Raw genomic sequence first — 16349 nt, forward strand, 5'->3', positions numbered from 1 at the left:
CTCGTTGGGGGCAAGGACCATGACTTGCCCCTTTTTTATTTCAATACAAAGCCAGCCAAGGAGACGACCATGGATGCTACTACCAGTTTAATTTTTGTCGCAATATTTGCGTGGGTTCTTCAAATCGCATTTGGTTTTCTTCAAGTGCGCGCATTTAACAAAATGTTGCAGAAAATGGCCAAACAAGGCCAAGTGAAAATTGGTCGCACTCAAAGTCGCTGGAAGCCGCGGACATTGTTAGTCATGGTTGAGGATACTGATGGTGTCATCATTGAAGCCAAAGCATTGAAAGGAATGACAGTTTTTGCAAGGCCTCGCACTGTTAAATGTTTGCTTGGTCAACGTTATCCATTTGCAGAACAAGTGATAAATCAGCTCGATAAAGGCACGCGTGAGGCGTTAACTGTCGCATTTTCGCACTGATAAAGAAAGAAACGCTTTCATTGCCTTTCACATTGAAAATGATTTGGTGTAGTTTAGCCCTAGATAAATTAAGTGAACGGTATGAGTATGGACAATCGAAGAGCGCGATTGCTTGAATATCTTCGCGCGAATGGCAAGACCTCAGTCAACGATTTGGCTGACATTTTTGAAACCTCTGGCGCAACCATTCGTAGTGATTTACGTGCATTGGAGAATCAAGGTTTATTGATTCGCCGCTATGGTAGCGCAGAGGCCACCACGCCAGGACACAGCAGTGAAGATCGTTCTATGGACGAGAAACAAACGCTGAACCTAGATGCTAAGAGCAAAATTGCTCAGCGCGCGGTGGATTTTGTTGCCGATGGCGACTCTATTATTTTGGACTGTGGCAGTACGACATTGCAGATGGTTCATCACCTTGAGCGCATCATGGAACTGACCTTGATGACCAACAGTATGCACATTGTTAATGCCTTATCGCATTTGGAAGCAGAGCATACGGTATTGATGCCAGGTGGTACCTATCGTCGTAAATCTGCCTCTTTTCATGGCAACGTGGCAGAGCGAGCTTTTCAGAAATTTTCATTTGATAAGCTATTTATTGGTGCCGATGGTTTTGATTTGATGCAAGGGACCACGACCTATAACGAAGCCTATCAAGTCAGTCAGGCGATGTGTCAGGCCGCAAATCAAATCATTGTGGTCACTGACTCCAGCAAATTTGGCCGCCGCAGCCCCAATGTGGTGGTGCCGCTAGAGAAAATCGATGTGGTGATCACCGACAGTGGGATCGCTGAAGATGATATTCGCTATCTAGAATCCCACGATATCCAAGTGGTATTGGTTTAAAAAAAGGCACTTGGTGCCTTTTTTTATTTTGTTACGCCTCTCAAATTTTCATTGTACTGAATTTCAATTTCAGTGATTGAACTCACGAAAACCGTTTGCGTCACTTTGTGGTGAAATTAAATGAGTACAGACTCGCAAAGTGTGATCTTACTCTAGCGGTTTTTATGGATAACATTATTGGCTTGGCTGATTGGTTTATTGGCCTTTTCGAGCGCGGTGGGCAAGTCTTCACCGATATGGTAACGGGCATTTTACCGTTACTCATCTGTTTACTGGTCGCAATGAACGCCTTGATTCGATTTGTCGGCCAAGATCGCATCGAGCGACTCGCACAGCGTTGTGCCAATAATGTCATTGCGCGCTATCTTGTGTTGCCCGTGGTGGGCACCTTTATCTTCTGTAACCCCATGAACCTCAGCCTAGGGCGCTTTCTTCCTGAAAAATATAAGCCTTCTTATTATGCTGCGGCTTCCTATAGCTGCCATTCCATGAATGGTATGTTTCCGCACGTCAATCCTGGCGAGCTTTTTATCTACTTAGGTATTGCCGCCGGCATCACCACCCAAGGGTTGCCGCTAGGGCCTTTGGCGGTGTGTTATTTGCTGGTCGGGATGGTGACCAACTTTTTCCGCGGTTGGGTCACGGATTTAACCACGGCATTGGTTGCTAAGCAGCAAGGGGTAACGCTCAGTAGCACGGTTCATGTCAAGCAAGGAGCGCAATCATGAGGATATTTGTGACGGCTGGCTCTGGGGGCTGGGGCGGACCGCTGACCATTGATTTAAAACCCAACCATAAGATTTTGTATATCACCGGTGGTATTCGACCTTCAGTGGTGGATCGCCTCGTCGAGGTTACTGGTTTAGAGGCTGTTAATGGCTTTGAAACCTGGATGCCCGATGAGGATATTGGCTTGGTGGTCATTGATTGCGGTGGCACCTTGCGCTGCGGTTTATATCCCAAGAAAAATATTCCCACATTGAACATTCATGCCACGGGTAAAAGCGGTCCTTTGGCATCTTTTATTCGTGAAGATATCTATGTTTCCGCGGTGACGCCAGCGTCTATCGCGCGTATCGAGCATGTGGGTGAGGTGGTCTCAGAGCCCTTATCAGTGCAAGAGCAGCGAGATATTGCCCATGAACAAGTGCGCTATGACGCCAGTAAAAAATTAAGTGAACAAACTGACTCAATGGTCGCACGGATTGGCGTGGGTATGGGACGGGTGATGGCGACTTGTTATCAAGCGGGTCGCGATACCATGGATACGGTATTTAAAACCATTTTGCCATTTATGGCCTTTGTTTCCATGATGATCGGGGTGATCATGGCCTCTGGGCTGGGCGATCTCATTGCCCATGGGTTGACGCCACTTGCAAACAATCCACTGGGGATGGTGACCTTGGCTTTGGTTTGTTCATTCCCGTTGTTATCACCATTTTTAGGCCCCGGCGCGGTGATCGCGCAAGTCATTGGCGTTTTAGTGGGCACGCAAATTGGCTTGGGTAATATTCCACCGCATTTAGCATTGCCGGCTCTGTTTGCGATCAACGCACAAGCGGCCTGTGATTTTATCCCTGTGGGGCTTGGACTTGCCGAGGCCAAACCAGAAACCGTACAAGTGGGTGTGCCGGCTGTGCTTTATTCCCGCTTTTTAACGGGCGCGCCTACAGTACTCTTTGCTTGGGCTGTCTCCTTTATGATTTATCAGTAGCGCCATTATGGAATATCAATTTCAAACGAAATTTGTTGCGATTGGCGAGTCTGCGTTAGACGCGCTAGAGGATGACATGATGATCCTCTTTAATGAGCAAGCCCCTGAAGCGGTGCGCGAATATTGTTTTATCCATAGCCACAGTGAGCTGAAAGGGGAGATCACCGAAGACACCACGGTGATGATTGGTGAGCAAGCCTATGTGGTCACTGCAGTGGGCGCAGTGGTCAATCAAAATCTCGCTGAGCTGGGTCATATCACTTTAAAATTCGATGGTCAGCGCACTCCAGAGCTACCGGGGACAGTGCATCTGCTAGGACCTAAACTAAAAGTGCCAGAGTGTGGTGATAATCTGATTTTTGGCTAATTATCGGCGTATTGAGTTTGATGAAAATGGCATGTCTAAGGGAGAGGAGACTTTCCCTTTTTTTGTGTGAAATGGTGAGGAAAAGATCGGTCTTTTGATGATAAATTGACCATTAATTTCATGATTCTCATTTCAACTTGGAAAAGTTTTTACAATGTAATCGATTGAATAATGTGATCTATCTTTCGTTTTCTGCCAAAATAGAGCGAATTTTGAGCGGTCGTTCCACAATTGAGAAAAGGGTAGAGAGAGAGCAAAGATGCAGACATTAATTTGGACGGTTTTAGGAGCAATGCTTGGCGCGATCACTGGCGCTGCATTGGGGGTGCCATTGTTTTGGTTCCTCGGAAACTACTTTTTTCAAGTGGATCAAGCGATGGTCATCGCATTATCAGTAGGCGCGGCGATTGCTGGTTTGTTTGTGATTGGCATTGCCATGGGAATGGGATTTTGGGCCTGTTACCGAGTTCGAAGCTAAATGCTTAGATGTCCAATCATTAGAAGCTCAGAGCAATAAAAAACGCGGCAAAAGTGCCGCGTTTTTTATTGCTCGAATGAGGCTTGGATATTAGATGATCTGAATCAAGCCAAGATTCTATCTTCCAGCAAGCTTTACTCGTCTGGTAGCGTAACATTGAGCTCAAGCACCGCAAGATCTTCTTCGCGCTGATCCAGCGTGACGGTCACTTGCTCTGGCGAAATTGCCACATATTTTCGAATGACATCCAAAATATCTTGTTTCAATTGCGGCAAGTAGCTTGGCTGCTGATCTTGCGAGCGGCGCTCAGCAACAATGATCTGAAGGCGCTCTTTGGCCACATTCGCGCTGGTTTTTTTCTGTGGTCTAAAAAATTCCAGTAGGGCCATCCTATCCTCCGAACAGACGTTTCAAAAAGCTTTTCTTCTCTTCTTCCATAAAGCGGAATGGACGCTCTTCACCGAGTAGGCGCGCCACAGTATCTAAGTAAGCTTGGCCAGCATCGCTGCCCTCGTTAAAGGTGACTGGCTCACCTTTGTTTGAGGCGTTCAATACAGACTGGCTTTCAGGGATCACGCCTAGCAGTGAAACGCGTAGGATCTCTTCTACATCTTCGACACTGAGCATTTCACCCAAGGTCACGCGCGCTGGATTGTAACGGGTCAAAAGTAGGTGCTGTTTGACTTGCTCACCGAGTTCAGCTTTGCGAGATTTTGCATCCAAAATGCCCAAAATGCGGTCAGAGTCGCGAACTGAACTCACTTCTGGGTTGGTAGTGATGATGGCTTCATCCGCAAAGTAGAGTGCCATCAATGCGCCAGTTTCAATGCCTGCGGGTGAATCACAGATAATGAAATCAAAGCCCATGGTCTTGAGCTCTTCAAGTACACGCTCAACGCCTTCTTTGGTGAGCGCATCTTTATCACGGGTTTGCGAAGCCGGCAGAATAAATAGGTTTTCGGTGCGTTTGTCTTTGATCAACGCTTGGGTCAGGCTCGCTTCACCATTAATCACATTGACAAAGTCATAGACGACACGTCGCTCGCAACCCATGATGAGGTCAAGGTTACGTAGACCGATATCAAAATCGATGACGACAGTTTTTTTACCTTGCAATGCAAGGCCAGAAGCAATGGCTGCACTAGAGGTGGTTTTACCCACGCCGCCTTTGCCTGAGGTGACAACAATAATGCGTGCCATCTGAGATTCCTTCTTAATTCTTAGTTAGCAACGTGTTATGCGTTACGAAGCTGTTCAATGTGGAGTTGGTTATCTTTGAAATACACCATCACCGCTTGATTGTGGTGGTGTTCTGAAATGGCGTCATTGAGCCAATAGTTTCCTGCGATGGAGACCAGTTCTGCATCCATTTGGTCGCAATAAATTTGCGCATCCTGATTGCCACTGGCGCCTGCAATGGCTCGGCCACGCAGGGTGCCGTAAACATGAATGCTGCCATCGGCAATGAGCTCTGCACCGGCGCTGACATGGTTCATCACCACTAAATCACAGTTATTGGCATAGACCTGCTGGCCGGAGCGAACTGGATGGCGAATCACCTTGGCTGCTTGGTGTGTCACTTGTTGTGTTTTTTGTTGGCGCGCCGCGGTGACAATAGCTAAGCCTGCGTCTTGCGCTTGTTGGCGCCAACGCTGATTTGGACAACCCGTCACGGCAACAGGAATCATCCCATGGCTTTCAATCAAGCCTTTGACCTTGGCAAAATCGAGATCTTGCTCGCTTGGCATTTTGCTTACATCCAATACGATGGGCGCATGGGCAAAAAATGCAGGTGCTTGGTTCACCTTTTCTTCAATACTTTGGCACAAACTCTGCAAATCGTTGTCGTAGAGTTGCAGTACAGAGAGGGTAAAACTGCTGCCTTTAAATTGGGCGGTGTGACACATAAATGGAAACTACTTACCGCAACAAGTGCGGTTGACTGTGACGATAATCAGTCTCTCATGTTATAGTCCGCAGCGCATTGCGACAAGCCTCCATCGCCCATTCCACGCGGCTTTGGTCAAAACTTCATCGCTTCGATGGTGAAGCTGTGAACTTGCGCATTCATCGATTAAAAAAACAGCTAAAATAAGGCGAGTAACATGTGGTGTGCGATATATCGAAGCCCTAAAAAAATGGCAACCTACCTCTATATCGAGCGCAAAGATGATTTTTCATCGGTGCCAGAAGCTTTGTTACAAACCTTTGGTACCCCAGAATTTGTCATGGTGTTAAAACTAACCCCAGAGCGTCGATTGGCAAATGCAAATATTGACCATGTGCGCGACGCATTGACTGAAAATGGATTCTATTTACAGCTGCCACCAACGCCAGAAAATCTTTTGGCAGCTGAACGCGCTTTGCAAAATAAAGAATAAAGTTAGGGAATAAAAGGATTGAAGATGAATAAAACGCTGTTAGCTGTCTCGCTTGCGCTTGGATTCTCATCGCCATCTTTGGCGCAAACTGCGGAGTTAGAGCAATCCGCTGATAATTTGGTGCAAATCACAGCGCCAGTGGCTCAGAGTAAAGAGCCAGCGGTACAAGATACAACAGCGCAAAGCAAAACACCTGCGGTGCAAGTGAAAGAACATAGCGCAGAAGATTTTCAGCGCTATGTGACAGCCCTAAAAGCTGAAGCTGCTCAGCAGGGCATTGCACAATCAGTGATTGATAGTGCCTTTGCCAACGTAAAATATCATCCTAAAGCGGTTAAAGCGGATCGTAACCAGCCAGAGAGCAAACGCACGCTCGCACAGTACTTAGAACGCGCCTTGCCCGATTGGAAAGTCGCGCAGGCCCGTCGCTATTATGATCAAAACTATGCAGTGCTGAAAAAAATTGGTGATGAATATGGTGTGCAGCCACGTTTTATCGTCGCGCTGTGGGGCGTTGAAAGTAGCTTTGGTAAGCTGCAAGGCAACTATGATGTGATTGATGCCTTAACCACGTTAGCCTATGACGGTCGTCGTGAAGCTTTTTTCCGCAAAGAGGTGATGTCTGCACTACAAATTCTCAATGCAGGCCATATTCCACTATCAGAGTTTAAAGGCTCTTGGGCGGGTGCTATGGGTCAATGTCAGTTTATGCCAAGCTCTTATCTATCTTTTGCTCGTGATGGCAATGGCGATGGCAAGATTGATATTTGGCAAACCAAGGCTGATGTTTTTGCTTCAACAGCCAACTACCTTAAGCAGGCGGGCTGGAACGATGAATACACTTGGGGTCGCACTGTAAAATTGCCGGCCAACTTTGACCAAGCCTTGATTGGTCGAAGTAAAGCACAGGGGAAAAATCTGGTTGAATGGCAGGCATTAGGCGTTCGCAATCAGTATGGTGGCGATTTACCAGCGTTGACCGACTTAACGGGTTGGGTGATTCAGCCAGATGGCAAAGGCACGCAAGCTTATTTGGTTTACGGCAACTATCAAGCCTTGATGGATTGGAACCGTTCAAATTACTTTGCGTTGTCTGTGAGCCTATTGGCCAATAAGATTAAATATCGCTAATTGAGCTCAGTAGATTTTGAGAAATAAAAACCGCCATCATGGCGGTTTTTTTGTTTGCGCATCGTGCGCTGTGTTTAACCAATCTGTTTCGATAAATAGTAAAAATTGTCTTCAGCTTTATCGCGCGTAAAACCACATCGCTCATAGAGATGGATAGCTGGACTGATTTGAAAGACGCGCAGGCGAAGCTGCTGATAGCCTAATTGTTTGGCATATATTTCACAATGCGCGAGCGCAAGGGCACCCATACCACGGTTTTGATATTTTTCTTCGATTTGAAAATCGCGGATATAACAGCCTTGATCGTCAAATGCGAGGCGAATAATGCCGATGATGCTGCCATCACACACAATATCCAAATTCTCTAGGTGAGCAATCTGCGCGGTGATGGTTTCAATTTGCCAGTCCACGCCATAGTGCGCGTAATAAGGATGCATATTGCGCTGGGTTAGCTTGGCGGATATGAGTAAATCATTGGTGGCTTGGAATGAAAGGGACATGGACTCAAAATCTTCTCAGTGCTGGTGCCGTTTGATATCGCTCAGCCGTGTTGTGAATACCTGCGCACATAATTAGCACGACTCATATTTGCGGCAATGGTCAATCCGTCTCGGTGTTTTATCTCATTGTCCCGCGTTTTGTCATCAGAAAAATCGTGAGTCGAATCTCTTTTTGAAAGATTTGCTGCGCGAAATATCACCTTTTTGAAGTGCTTCACACAGCACAAGTTTTGAATCAACCATAGTTAAATCGTTAACAAAATAACAACAAGTTATCAACAGCTGATGCGACAATTAATGCACAGCGCAATCCTTCTACATTGTGTCGCTGACACAGCAGAATAATCGCCGGGGGGCGGCAATGAAAATATCAGGTTCCACCATCGCAATCTGTGCTGCTGGTAGTGAGATGGGGCAAATGATTGCACACTATTTTGCGCAAGCGGGAGCAACGGTCGTATTGATACAAGAGCAGGCGGTCAATCCCTGCGAATTAACACAAGGTATTGTTGAATCGGATTTTTATCAGCTTCAATTTGATCCGCAAAATGAACAGAGCAGTCGGAAAATATTTGAGCAAATATATGAGCTCATTGGTCCGGTGGATATCTTTATTAACTATTGGGCTGCAGCGGCGCAAATGAATTTGATGTCCGATGATGCCATGACCCAGCTCTCAGGGGCGATGAATCATGTGGTCTCGCGTTTAACTGTGCTAGGTCGCGAAGCTGCAAAACAGATGCAACTGGGACAAGGTGGGGTGATCATCAATATGACAGCGCCAGAAGAGAATGGCGTGGTCAGTTTAGATAGCACGCGAGCCATTATTGATGGCTTTACCCAAACTTGGGCGAAGGAACTCTCGCCTTTTAATATTCGTGTGGGTGGTGTGGTGCCTGTGCAAGCTAAACGTACGGCTGGCCTTTATAAACCGGTTTGCCCGCAGGAACTGGTGCGTAGCGCAGAATATATTGTTGAGAACGATTACTTTAGTGGTCGCCTGCTTGAAGCTGAGATGAGTATGGTGTTTTAACGCGACTGCCATGGTTTGCATACAAAGCCCGCCTTTTGGTGGGTTTTTTGTTGCCATTTTCGCCGAGCTGCGTAAGCTTTGCGCCTCTTTGTTTTTTGGAAGATTTGCTGTGAAGCTTGCTCAACGTTTAATTTTGGCGCCCATGGAAGGGGTTGTAGATGGTTTGATGCGTGATTTTATTACCCGCCTAAACCCTTACGATCTCTGTGTTACAGAGTTTGTGCGTGTCGTCGACTTGCTATTACCTGAGCGGGTTTATTACCGCTTAGCACCAGAGCTACTTCAAGGGGGCAAAACAACGGCAGGAACGCCTGTGCGCGTGCAGTTGCTTGGACAGGATCCCAACTGGTTGGCTGAGAATGCCAATCGCGCCGCAGCGCTGGGTTCTCCAGGTGTGGATTTGAATTTTGGCTGTCCTGCGAAAAACGTTAATCGCAGTCAGGGCGGCGCCTCACTTCTTAAAAATCCACAGCAGATTTATCAAATCATTCATCAAGTGCGTCAAGCGTTGCCCGCTGATGTCACCCTCAGTGCAAAAATCCGTTTGGGCTGGGATAGTATTGAGAGTGCGCAAGAGATTTTTGATGCGGTTATTTCCGCAGGCGCGAATGAGCTGACGGTTCATGGTCGCACCAAAGAAGATGGTTATCACGCGCCAGCCAATTGGCCTGCGATTGGTAAGCTCGTCGCACAGTGTCCCATTCCATTGATAGCTAACGGTGATATTGTCGATGCCACGACGGCCAAACAGTGCATGGAACAAACAGGGACACCACTACTGATGGTGGGGCGAGGTGCCATTGAAAAGCCAAACCTTGGCGCGATGATCCAAAGCCAAGCCTCGCTGCTGCCTTGGTTTGATTTTGTTCATGCCATGGTGAGTTTTCATGATGAAGACCCAGCGGCGCGTGCAGAGTTGTTCCATCCGAGCCGCGTGAAACAGTGGCTTCGCTACCTCAAAGTAAGCTATCCACAAGCCCAGCAGCTGTTTGTTGAGTTTCGGTCACTACGAACAATTGAAGAGATGCATGCGGGATTTCGTGCGCATTATGAACAGTTGCTACGAACCCACTCACAAATCGGTGAAATCTAACACTTTGATTTATAAGTTAAACTGATATAATTCACCGCAGATTCAATGACTTGGATACAAAAATGGAAAAAAAGCCCAATATTTTGCGCCGTCAGCTCGATAAGTTTGATCACCGTGATTTGATCAACTCGAGTTTTTGGGTAGGGCAAATATTCGTCCTTATCGCGACTGTGGTTGGGGTTTATTTGGCTGCGCAAGCGGGTTTGCGCCAAGCGGTTGAGTTTGACAATTTGATGGGTGATCAGAACGTCTATTTTTTGCAAAAATCGATGCACAGCGAAGTGAGTGATAATTTACAGATGATTCGCGACTACGTTGTCGAAGTGCGAAAAAATCAGGTGATTAATCGTAAAACACTCCGCCCTTATTTCCCGCGTTTGGTTTGGGAAAATATGCGTTACTCCCCTTATACCTTAGAGACGCCGCCAAAGTACCTCACCGCTATTCAACGTTTTTATGGCGAAATGGATTTGCTAATCGATAAATATGAAAGCAAGACCTATGGTTCACGTTATGCTGCCGATCAGATGATTGCAGCTGTTGAGCGCATTGAACCTGTGCTGGATGATATGGCGCTCACTTTAAAAGAAAAAGAGAAGTCGCTGACTGAAGCGGGGGTCGATCTTTAACTTTGTTTGCTCTGTTTAGCTAAAAAAAGCGCGTCTGAAAACGCGCTTTTTTTATGTCTGATATGTAGGTGAAATCATATTTTCTAACTGGGATATGAAAGTAAGTTTTTTATCAGTTACTTTGAATCATGACGATTGACGTGAACTGATAGAAAGCCAACACAGACAAATTGCTTAAACTGATGTGCATGGTAGATTTCTTCTCAACATCCAGATTAAAAAGGATTTTTTATGTTCAAAGCATCTTTTCATACGGCCATGTGCATGGCATTGCTATTTTCAAGTACCTCAGTTTTGGCTTGGCAAGCTACTGATCATCCAACGTTAAAGCGATTTCCTAATGCAGAAATCGAGAATAATTCTGATTACTTCGAATATGAAGAGGTGAATGTTATACGCAGTAAACCCCGTGACGTTGGTGGAAATGCCGTGGTTGATAAAACTGAAAAAATTTCAGGCAAGGTGACTTTTATTGAGTATGAAATTGCTGAGAAATACACGGCACTTCAAGTCTATAAAAATTACAAGCAAGTGTTTAAAAAGCAGGGTATTCAACTGAAATTGGATTGTAACCGAAGCTGTATGCAAGATTTAAATCCACATGATTTTCGTAGCTTGATTATTGATGGTCGTACCTTAGGGATGTACGGTTTATCTCAGAATCATTTATTGGTGGGGGTGAAAGGCCCATATCACTATATGTTATTTATTGGTGAGGGTACCTTTGATACAACTGTTTATCAGGTTGTTGTCGAAATGGATGTGATGGATACCGATATGATGTCGCCCATTGCGGCCTCTTTGCAGTCTGATGGCAATATCAACCTCTATGGTATTCAATTTGATACCGGTAAAGCGGTGCTGAAATCATCCTCTAAAGATGAGTTAGGGCAGCTTGCGGATGTACTGAATCAATATCCTGAACTGAATATCGATATTATTGGACACACCGATAATGTCGGTAATGCGAAGAGCAATCTCACCTTGTCTCGTCAGCGCGCCGATGCGGTGAAAAAATATTTGGTGAAAACTCACGGTATTGACGGTGATCGCCTTAATACCATGGGCCGCGGTCAAACCAAACCCATCGCAAGCAATGGTAGTAAAGAAGGTAAAGCACATAACCGCCGAGTTGAAATTGTTGCGGTGAATCCAGAAACCATTACATCGCAGACACAAGTCGCGCAAGGTCAGCAAAAGAAAAGTGATAAACCTTCCTTAGATGAGACCAAAAAGAAAGTTGATGACACTACAGATAAAGTGAATGGTGTTGTTGATACCGTAGAAGATGCAGTAGGCACGGTCGATCGTGTATTAAGCTTCTTCTAATGAGGTGACTGCCTCACTGATCAAAAACCGCCTAAAGGGCGGTTTTTTGTTATCGAGCGTAATAACACTGCTGATGAGCTTTAGAAATCATTGCGCTGAAATAAAAATACTGTTCAAATAAACAGTTCGATAATACATAACAACGCATCATTGATGCATTTTTGCCCAACAGTTGATCACCATCGTACTGTAAATTGCAGCGTAAATTTTCAGACAAGAATGGGGTAAAAATCGGACGATTTTTCTTTTGTTTTTTTGCTGTCTCTATCTTGACATTCCGTTAGCAAAGTCAGGACTGGCTTGCCAAGAGTTACCCACAGATTCTGTGGATAAGTGTGTGGGTGAAGCATAGGAAAAAGCGCTAAGTTCGTAAAAACAAAGCAATAGACCATGGCGATCCAAAACCGATCGCTTTTGAATGCTAATTAAAGATCAATAACTTATAAGATCAAAAGATCGCTGAGTGATCATCAACTCTAGCAAAGGCTTGTTTAAAAAATATGCGAATCTGGCTGTGAATTGATTTACATCAAGTTGGGGAAAAGTCGTGGAAGAATTGAACAAGAAATGTCAAGAAAAGTGGCTCCCCCTGCTGGACTTGAACCAGCGACATACGGATTAACAGTCCGCCGTTCTACCGACTGAACTAAGGGGGAATTGCGGGGCAGGATGATATGGATTTTTAATTCTTTCGTCAACCCTTCCTATGCATAAGATTGCAAAATTCAAGGGATGAATGGGCGCATCGCGAATAGATGGGGCTTGCACTTGCGTGCGTACACTTCGAGAATAGATAAAAAAACGAGATGAATTCATGGAAAAATCATTTGAACTCAATTCGCCCTTTCAGCCATCGGGCGATCAGCCCACAGCGATTGCGCAGCTGCTACAAGGGCTCGATGCCGGTCTGGCAACGCAAACCTTGCTTGGTGTGACAGGTTCGGGGAAGACATATACCATGGCCAATGTGATTGCCACGGCCGACCGTCCGACCTTGATTTTAGCGCCAAACAAAACATTGGCCGCGCAGCTCTATGGCGAGATGCGAGATTTCTTTCCGAATAATGCGGTGGAATATTTCGTTTCTTACTATGACTACTACCAGCCTGAAGCTTATGTGCCGTCTACCGACACCTTTATTGAAAAAGATGCGTCAGTAAACGCACATATTGAGCAGATGCGTCTTTCGGCCACCAAGGCGCTGATGGAGCGACGCGATGTGGTCATCGTTTCTTCCGTGTCGGCGATCTATGGTCTGGGTGATCCACAATCATATTTGCAAATGATGTTGCATGTGCGCCGTGGAGATGTGATGGATCAGCGCGCGATTTTGCGTCGTCTTGCTGAAATTCAGTATACTCGCAATGAGCTCGCATTTGAGCGCGGTACCTTCCGTGTGCGCGGTGATGTGATTGATATTTTCCCTGCAGAGTCTGATCGTGAAGCGGTTCGCTTGGAGCTGTTTGATGATGAGATTGAACGGATTTCACTGTTTGATCCGCTCACTGGTTCAGTGACGCAAGATGTCGCGCGTTACACCGTGTATCCGAAAACCCACTATGTGACGCCGCGAGAGAAAATTCTTGAGGCGATTGAAAAGATTAAAGTAGAGCTCAATAGCCGACAAAGTGATCTGCTGGCTAATCATAAATTGCTTGAAGAACAGCGAATCACGCAGCGTACGCGCTTTGATATTGAGATGATGCAAGAGTTGGGTTATTGCTCTGGCATTGAAAACTATTCTCGTTATTTAAGTGGGCGTGCAGAGGGCGAGCCGCCACCAACCTTATTAGATTATTTGCCAGCTGATGGCTTACTGATCATTGATGAATCGCACGTGACAGTGTCACAAGTTGGTGCCATGTATAAAGGCGACCGTTCACGCAAAGAAACCTTGGTGGACTATGGTTTTCGGTTGCCATCAGCTTTGGATAACCGACCCCTGAAATTTGATGAGTTTGAAGCCATAGCGCCGCAGACCATTTATGTTTCAGCAACGCCTGGTGCCTATGAGCTGGATCGCTGTGCAGGCCAGGTCGCAGAGCAAGTGGTGCGACCGACAGGATTGCTTGACCCGATGATTGAGGTGCGACCTGTGGCAACGCAGGTGGATGACTTGCTCTCTGAGGCAAGGCGTTGTAGTGCCAATAATGAACGGGTGTTGGTGACCACGTTAACTAAGCGTATGGCTGAAGATTTAACTGAATATCTCGATGAACATGGCATTCGTGTGCGTTATTTGCACTCCGATATTGATACCGTAGAGCGAGTCGAGATTATTCGTGATTTGCGTTTGGGTGAATTTGATGTGCTGGTGGGGATTAACTTGCTCCGTGAAGGTTTAGATATGCCGGAGGTCTCACTGGTAGCGATCCTTGACGCCGATAAAGAGGGCTTCCTTCGTTCTGAGCGCTCCTTGATTCAGACCATTGGCCGTGCTGCGCGTAATATTCAAGGCAAGGCAATTCTATATGGGGATACCATCACCAAATCCATGGCCAAAGCCATTGAAGAAACGGAGCGTCGACGCGAAAAGCAAAATCAATATAACCAAGATCATGGGATTGTGCCGCAACCGCTGAATAAGAAAATTGCGGATATCATGGAGCTTGGCTCAAAAGTGCCAACCAAGGCGAATAAGCCAGTGAAGGCGCCGACCTTGAAATCACTGAAGCAAGTGGCTGAGGATGAACCGGCCTATATGGCACTTTCGCCGCAGCAGCTGGAAAAACGAATCAGCGAGCTTGAAGCGCAAATGCTTGTTCATGCACAGAACCTTGAGTTTGAGCAAGCCGCAACTTTGCGTGATGAAATTGCAGTGCTGCGTGAGCAGTTTATTCGCAACAGCTGATCGGATGGTTTTAGCATCGTCAACTATCTCTAAGCCGCTCAATTGAGCGGCTTTTTCGTTGCAGCAGCTTGGCTGCCTTTGTCTACACTTAAGCCATGATTTCACAAAGGATGTTGGAATGATGGCTCACAGCAAACGCATTCTCATGGTGGAGGACACGGCCTCTGTCGCGACGCTTTATTGCTCCTATCTTCTTCCTCTCGCATTTGACATCGAGGTCGCCAAAGATGGCGGCGCAGCTTTAATTGCGCTGAAAAAAGAGCCCTTTGATATGGTGCTACTTGATTTGCGTCTGCCGGATATGACAGGGATGCAGATCCTCAATTGGATTCAACGTGAATGCGCACATATTCCCGTCATTGTGATGACGGCGCACGGCTCTATTGATGTGGCGGTAGAGGCAATGCGAGAAGGGGCGCAAGACTTTCTAATTAAACCCTGTGAAGCCAATATTTTGCGTGCAACTGTTGGACGTGTATTTCGTCAACAACAGACGGTATTAGCTAGCGGGGAGCACAACGTAGAGGCACCTTCGCCTGATGCAGAGCATGAGTTGGGCGATTTTTATGGTTTTATTGGTCAATCACCGGCCATGGCATCGGTCTATGAAGTGATTCGCTCTGCAGCAAAAAGCCGTGCCACAGTTTTTGTCACAGGCGAGAGTGGTACAGGTAAGGAGCTTTGTGCAGAAGCGATCCATCAAGCCAGTGATCGAAATCAAGGCCCCTTTGTGGCGATTAATTGTGCCGCGATTCCCAATAGTTTGATTGAAAGTGAGCTTTTTGGTCATGTGAAAGGCGCTTTTACTGGTGCGGCGAGTGAGCGAAAAGGCGCGGCAGAGCTCGCCCATGGCGGGACGCTCTTTTTAGATGAAATTGGTGAGATGGAGCTGGATTTGCAAACCAAGTTACTGCGTTTTATTCAAACGGGTTTGGTGCAAAAAGTGGGGAGCAGTGAACAAACGCAGGTGGATGTGCGTTTTGTTTGTGCGACCAACCGCGATCCATGGTTGATGGTGCAAGCCGGACAATTTCGAGAGGATCTATACTACCGCTTACAGGTGATCCCGTTAAGTTTGCCTGCGCTGCGTGAGCGTGGTGAGGATGTAATGCGAATTGCGGATATTTTACTGGCACAAATTTGTGTCGAAGAGGGTAAACAATTTGCCTCTTTTTCATCGCAAGCGCAGCAGCAACTTAAGCAATACCAATGGCCTGGGAATGTGCGTCAATTGCAGAATGTGATTCGCAACATTGTGGTGCTCAATGACGGCGAGATCGTTACTGCCGAAATGTTACCACAAGCCGTGATGGCGCAGGCGCATCCATCGCTCAATGCACATCAGGGCTTGGCTGATGGGGCACATCTTACCGTCAAGCAGGGCGCGCAAGGAGAAACGATATCCCATCATTGTGAGATTGAGCCGCTGTGGATCACCGAAAAGCGAACCATTGAAGCGGCCATTGCGATTTGTGATGGCAATATTCCTCAGGCCGCAGGGCGGCTTGAAGTGAGTCCATCAACCCTTTATCGAAAACTGCAGAGTTGGCAAGCCCAATCAGGAGAGTGAA

General features: G+C 46.5%; 18 protein-coding genes and 1 tRNA gene. 14 read left to right on the top strand and 5 right to left on the bottom strand.

Annotated features, from left to right (window positions below; translation table 11 throughout):
- The first annotated feature begins 24 nt into the window (after positions 1–24).
- The 6 genes from L9P36_RS05685 (at position 25) to L9P36_RS05710 (ending at position 3831) form a co-directional block, all read left to right on the top strand.
- The gene (locus L9P36_RS05685; protein WP_237465644.1) at positions 25–423 is read left to right on the top strand and encodes a transcriptional regulator GutM; all 399 of its coding nucleotides are present in this window, start codon (positions 25–27) and stop codon (positions 421–423) included.
- Positions 424–510: 87 nt separating this feature from the next.
- On the top strand, positions 511–1272 hold the full coding sequence (gene srlR / locus L9P36_RS05690) for a glucitol operon DNA-binding transcriptional repressor SrlR (RefSeq protein ID WP_237465646.1): 762 nt from the start codon (positions 511–513) through the stop codon (positions 1270–1272).
- A gap of 164 nt (positions 1273–1436) precedes the next feature.
- A complete protein-coding gene (gene srlA / locus L9P36_RS05695; protein WP_237465648.1) occupies positions 1437–2000 on the top strand; it encodes a PTS glucitol/sorbitol transporter subunit IIC in 564 nt (187 codons plus the stop codon).
- Positions 1997–2986: a PTS glucitol/sorbitol transporter subunit IIB gene (srlE, locus tag L9P36_RS05700; protein WP_237465650.1), complete on the top strand. Its 990-nt coding sequence runs from the start codon at positions 1997–1999 to the stop codon at positions 2984–2986. The genes srlA and srlE overlap by 4 nt, the downstream gene beginning before the upstream one ends.
- A 7-nt stretch (positions 2987–2993) precedes the next feature.
- Complete coding sequence (locus L9P36_RS05705) at positions 2994–3353, top strand: PTS glucitol/sorbitol transporter subunit IIA (protein WP_237465652.1); 360 nt, start codon at positions 2994–2996, stop codon at positions 3351–3353.
- A gap of 259 nt (positions 3354–3612) precedes the next feature.
- Positions 3613–3831: a hypothetical protein gene (locus tag L9P36_RS05710; protein WP_237465654.1), complete on the top strand. Its 219-nt coding sequence runs from the start codon at positions 3613–3615 to the stop codon at positions 3829–3831.
- 134 nt (positions 3832–3965) lie between these two features.
- Here L9P36_RS05710 and minE read toward each other — a convergent pair whose 3' ends face one another.
- From minE to minC, 3 genes are read right to left on the bottom strand one after another with little or no spacing between them, the layout of a single operon-like run.
- Entirely contained in the window at positions 3966–4220 is a 255-nt protein-coding gene (minE, locus tag L9P36_RS05715) for a cell division topological specificity factor MinE (RefSeq protein WP_237465656.1), read from the bottom strand.
- A gap of 1 nt (position 4221) precedes the next feature.
- Positions 4222–5031: a septum site-determining protein MinD gene (gene minD / locus L9P36_RS05720; protein ID WP_237465657.1), complete on the bottom strand. Its 810-nt coding sequence runs from the start codon at positions 5029–5031 to the stop codon at positions 4222–4224.
- 35 nt (positions 5032–5066) lie between these two features.
- Entirely contained in the window at positions 5067–5738 is a 672-nt protein-coding gene (minC, locus tag L9P36_RS05725) for a septum site-determining protein MinC (RefSeq protein ID WP_237465659.1), read from the bottom strand.
- Positions 5739–5936: 198 nt separating this feature from the next.
- Here minC and L9P36_RS05730 point away from each other — a divergent pair, with 198 nt between their 5' ends.
- Positions 5937–6212, top strand: coding sequence for a YcgL domain-containing protein (locus L9P36_RS05730; protein WP_237465661.1), 276 nt, complete (start codon positions 5937–5939; stop codon positions 6210–6212).
- 24 nt (positions 6213–6236) lie between these two features.
- Complete coding sequence (locus L9P36_RS05735) at positions 6237–7343, top strand: lytic murein transglycosylase (RefSeq protein WP_237465663.1); 1107 nt, start codon at positions 6237–6239, stop codon at positions 7341–7343.
- A 74-nt stretch (positions 7344–7417) separates the two neighbouring features.
- Here L9P36_RS05735 and L9P36_RS05740 read toward each other — a convergent pair whose 3' ends face one another.
- A complete protein-coding gene (locus L9P36_RS05740) occupies positions 7418–7843 on the bottom strand; it encodes a GNAT family N-acetyltransferase (RefSeq protein WP_237465664.1) in 426 nt (141 codons plus the stop codon).
- Positions 7844–8204: 361 nt separating this feature from the next.
- Here L9P36_RS05740 and L9P36_RS05745 point away from each other — a divergent pair, with 361 nt between their 5' ends.
- The 4 genes from L9P36_RS05745 to L9P36_RS05760 all read left to right on the top strand — a co-directional run bounded on the left by L9P36_RS05745 (position 8205) and on the right by L9P36_RS05760 (position 11927).
- Positions 8205–8876, top strand: a complete 672-nt coding sequence (locus L9P36_RS05745; RefSeq protein ID WP_237465666.1) for an SDR family NAD(P)-dependent oxidoreductase — start codon at positions 8205–8207, stop codon at positions 8874–8876.
- Positions 8877–9018: 142 nt separating this feature from the next.
- Positions 9019–9969, top strand: a complete 951-nt coding sequence (locus L9P36_RS05750; protein ID WP_435532764.1) for a tRNA-dihydrouridine synthase — start codon at positions 9019–9021, stop codon at positions 9967–9969.
- Between the two features lie 62 nt (positions 9970–10031).
- Positions 10032–10598, top strand: coding sequence for a hypothetical protein (locus tag L9P36_RS05755; RefSeq protein WP_237465670.1), 567 nt, complete (start codon positions 10032–10034; stop codon positions 10596–10598).
- A 231-nt stretch (positions 10599–10829) separates the two neighbouring features.
- Positions 10830–11927, top strand: a complete 1098-nt coding sequence (locus L9P36_RS05760; RefSeq protein ID WP_237465672.1) for an OmpA family protein — start codon at positions 10830–10832, stop codon at positions 11925–11927.
- 580 nt (positions 11928–12507) lie between these two features.
- Here the strand turns inward: L9P36_RS05760 and L9P36_RS05765 are convergent.
- Positions 12508–12583: transfer RNA gene (locus tag L9P36_RS05765), tRNA-Asn, on the bottom strand.
- Positions 12584–12741: 158 nt separating this feature from the next.
- On the opposite strand from L9P36_RS05765, the gene uvrB reads away from it, so the two are divergent.
- Both uvrB and L9P36_RS05775 read left to right on the top strand, forming a co-directional pair.
- Entirely contained in the window at positions 12742–14778 is a 2037-nt protein-coding gene (uvrB, locus tag L9P36_RS05770) for an excinuclease ABC subunit UvrB (RefSeq protein ID WP_237465674.1), read from the top strand.
- A gap of 118 nt (positions 14779–14896) precedes the next feature.
- Positions 14897–16348 (top strand): sigma-54-dependent transcriptional regulator, encoded by a 1452-nt coding sequence (locus L9P36_RS05775; RefSeq protein WP_237465676.1) that lies wholly within the window; start codon positions 14897–14899, stop codon positions 16346–16348.
- Position 16349 lies beyond the last annotated feature (1 nt).

It is taken from the genome of Vibrio stylophorae (assembly GCF_921293875.1).
GTDB classification, from domain to species: Bacteria; Pseudomonadota; Gammaproteobacteria; order Enterobacterales; family Vibrionaceae; genus Vibrio_A; species Vibrio_A stylophorae.

What these genes read in the sequence shown, in the direction of transcription:
- L9P36_RS05750 (WP_435532764.1), top strand. Translation starts at nt 9,019, where the DNA reads ATGGAAGGGGTTGTAGATGGTTTGATGCGTGATTTTATTACCCGCCTA.
- minE (WP_237465656.1), bottom strand. Translation starts at nt 4,220, where the DNA reads ATGGCCCTACTGGAATTTTTTAGACCACAGAAAAAAACCAGCGCGAAT.
- L9P36_RS05775 (WP_237465676.1), top strand. Translation starts at nt 14,897, where the DNA reads ATGATGGCTCACAGCAAACGCATTCTCATGGTGGAGGACACGGCCTCT.
- L9P36_RS05705 (WP_237465652.1), top strand. Translation starts at nt 2,994, where the DNA reads ATGGAATATCAATTTCAAACGAAATTTGTTGCGATTGGCGAGTCTGCG.
- L9P36_RS05735 (WP_237465663.1), top strand. Translation starts at nt 6,237, where the DNA reads ATGAATAAAACGCTGTTAGCTGTCTCGCTTGCGCTTGGATTCTCATCG.
- L9P36_RS05745 (WP_237465666.1), top strand. Translation starts at nt 8,205, where the DNA reads ATGAAAATATCAGGTTCCACCATCGCAATCTGTGCTGCTGGTAGTGAG.
- L9P36_RS05760 (WP_237465672.1), top strand. Translation starts at nt 10,830, where the DNA reads ATGTTCAAAGCATCTTTTCATACGGCCATGTGCATGGCATTGCTATTT.
- uvrB (WP_237465674.1), top strand. Translation starts at nt 12,742, where the DNA reads ATGGAAAAATCATTTGAACTCAATTCGCCCTTTCAGCCATCGGGCGAT.
- minD (WP_237465657.1), bottom strand. Translation starts at nt 5,031, where the DNA reads ATGGCACGCATTATTGTTGTCACCTCAGGCAAAGGCGGCGTGGGTAAA.
- L9P36_RS05755 (WP_237465670.1), top strand. Translation starts at nt 10,032, where the DNA reads ATGGAAAAAAAGCCCAATATTTTGCGCCGTCAGCTCGATAAGTTTGAT.
- L9P36_RS05730 (WP_237465661.1), top strand. Translation starts at nt 5,937, where the DNA reads ATGTGGTGTGCGATATATCGAAGCCCTAAAAAAATGGCAACCTACCTC.
- L9P36_RS05740 (WP_237465664.1), bottom strand. Translation starts at nt 7,843, where the DNA reads ATGTCCCTTTCATTCCAAGCCACCAATGATTTACTCATATCCGCCAAG.
- srlE (WP_237465650.1), top strand. Translation starts at nt 1,997, where the DNA reads ATGAGGATATTTGTGACGGCTGGCTCTGGGGGCTGGGGCGGACCGCTG.
- srlR (WP_237465646.1), top strand. Translation starts at nt 511, where the DNA reads ATGGACAATCGAAGAGCGCGATTGCTTGAATATCTTCGCGCGAATGGC.
- L9P36_RS05710 (WP_237465654.1), top strand. Translation starts at nt 3,613, where the DNA reads ATGCAGACATTAATTTGGACGGTTTTAGGAGCAATGCTTGGCGCGATC.
- minC (WP_237465659.1), bottom strand. Translation starts at nt 5,738, where the DNA reads ATGTGTCACACCGCCCAATTTAAAGGCAGCAGTTTTACCCTCTCTGTA.
- srlA (WP_237465648.1), top strand. Translation starts at nt 1,437, where the DNA reads ATGGATAACATTATTGGCTTGGCTGATTGGTTTATTGGCCTTTTCGAG.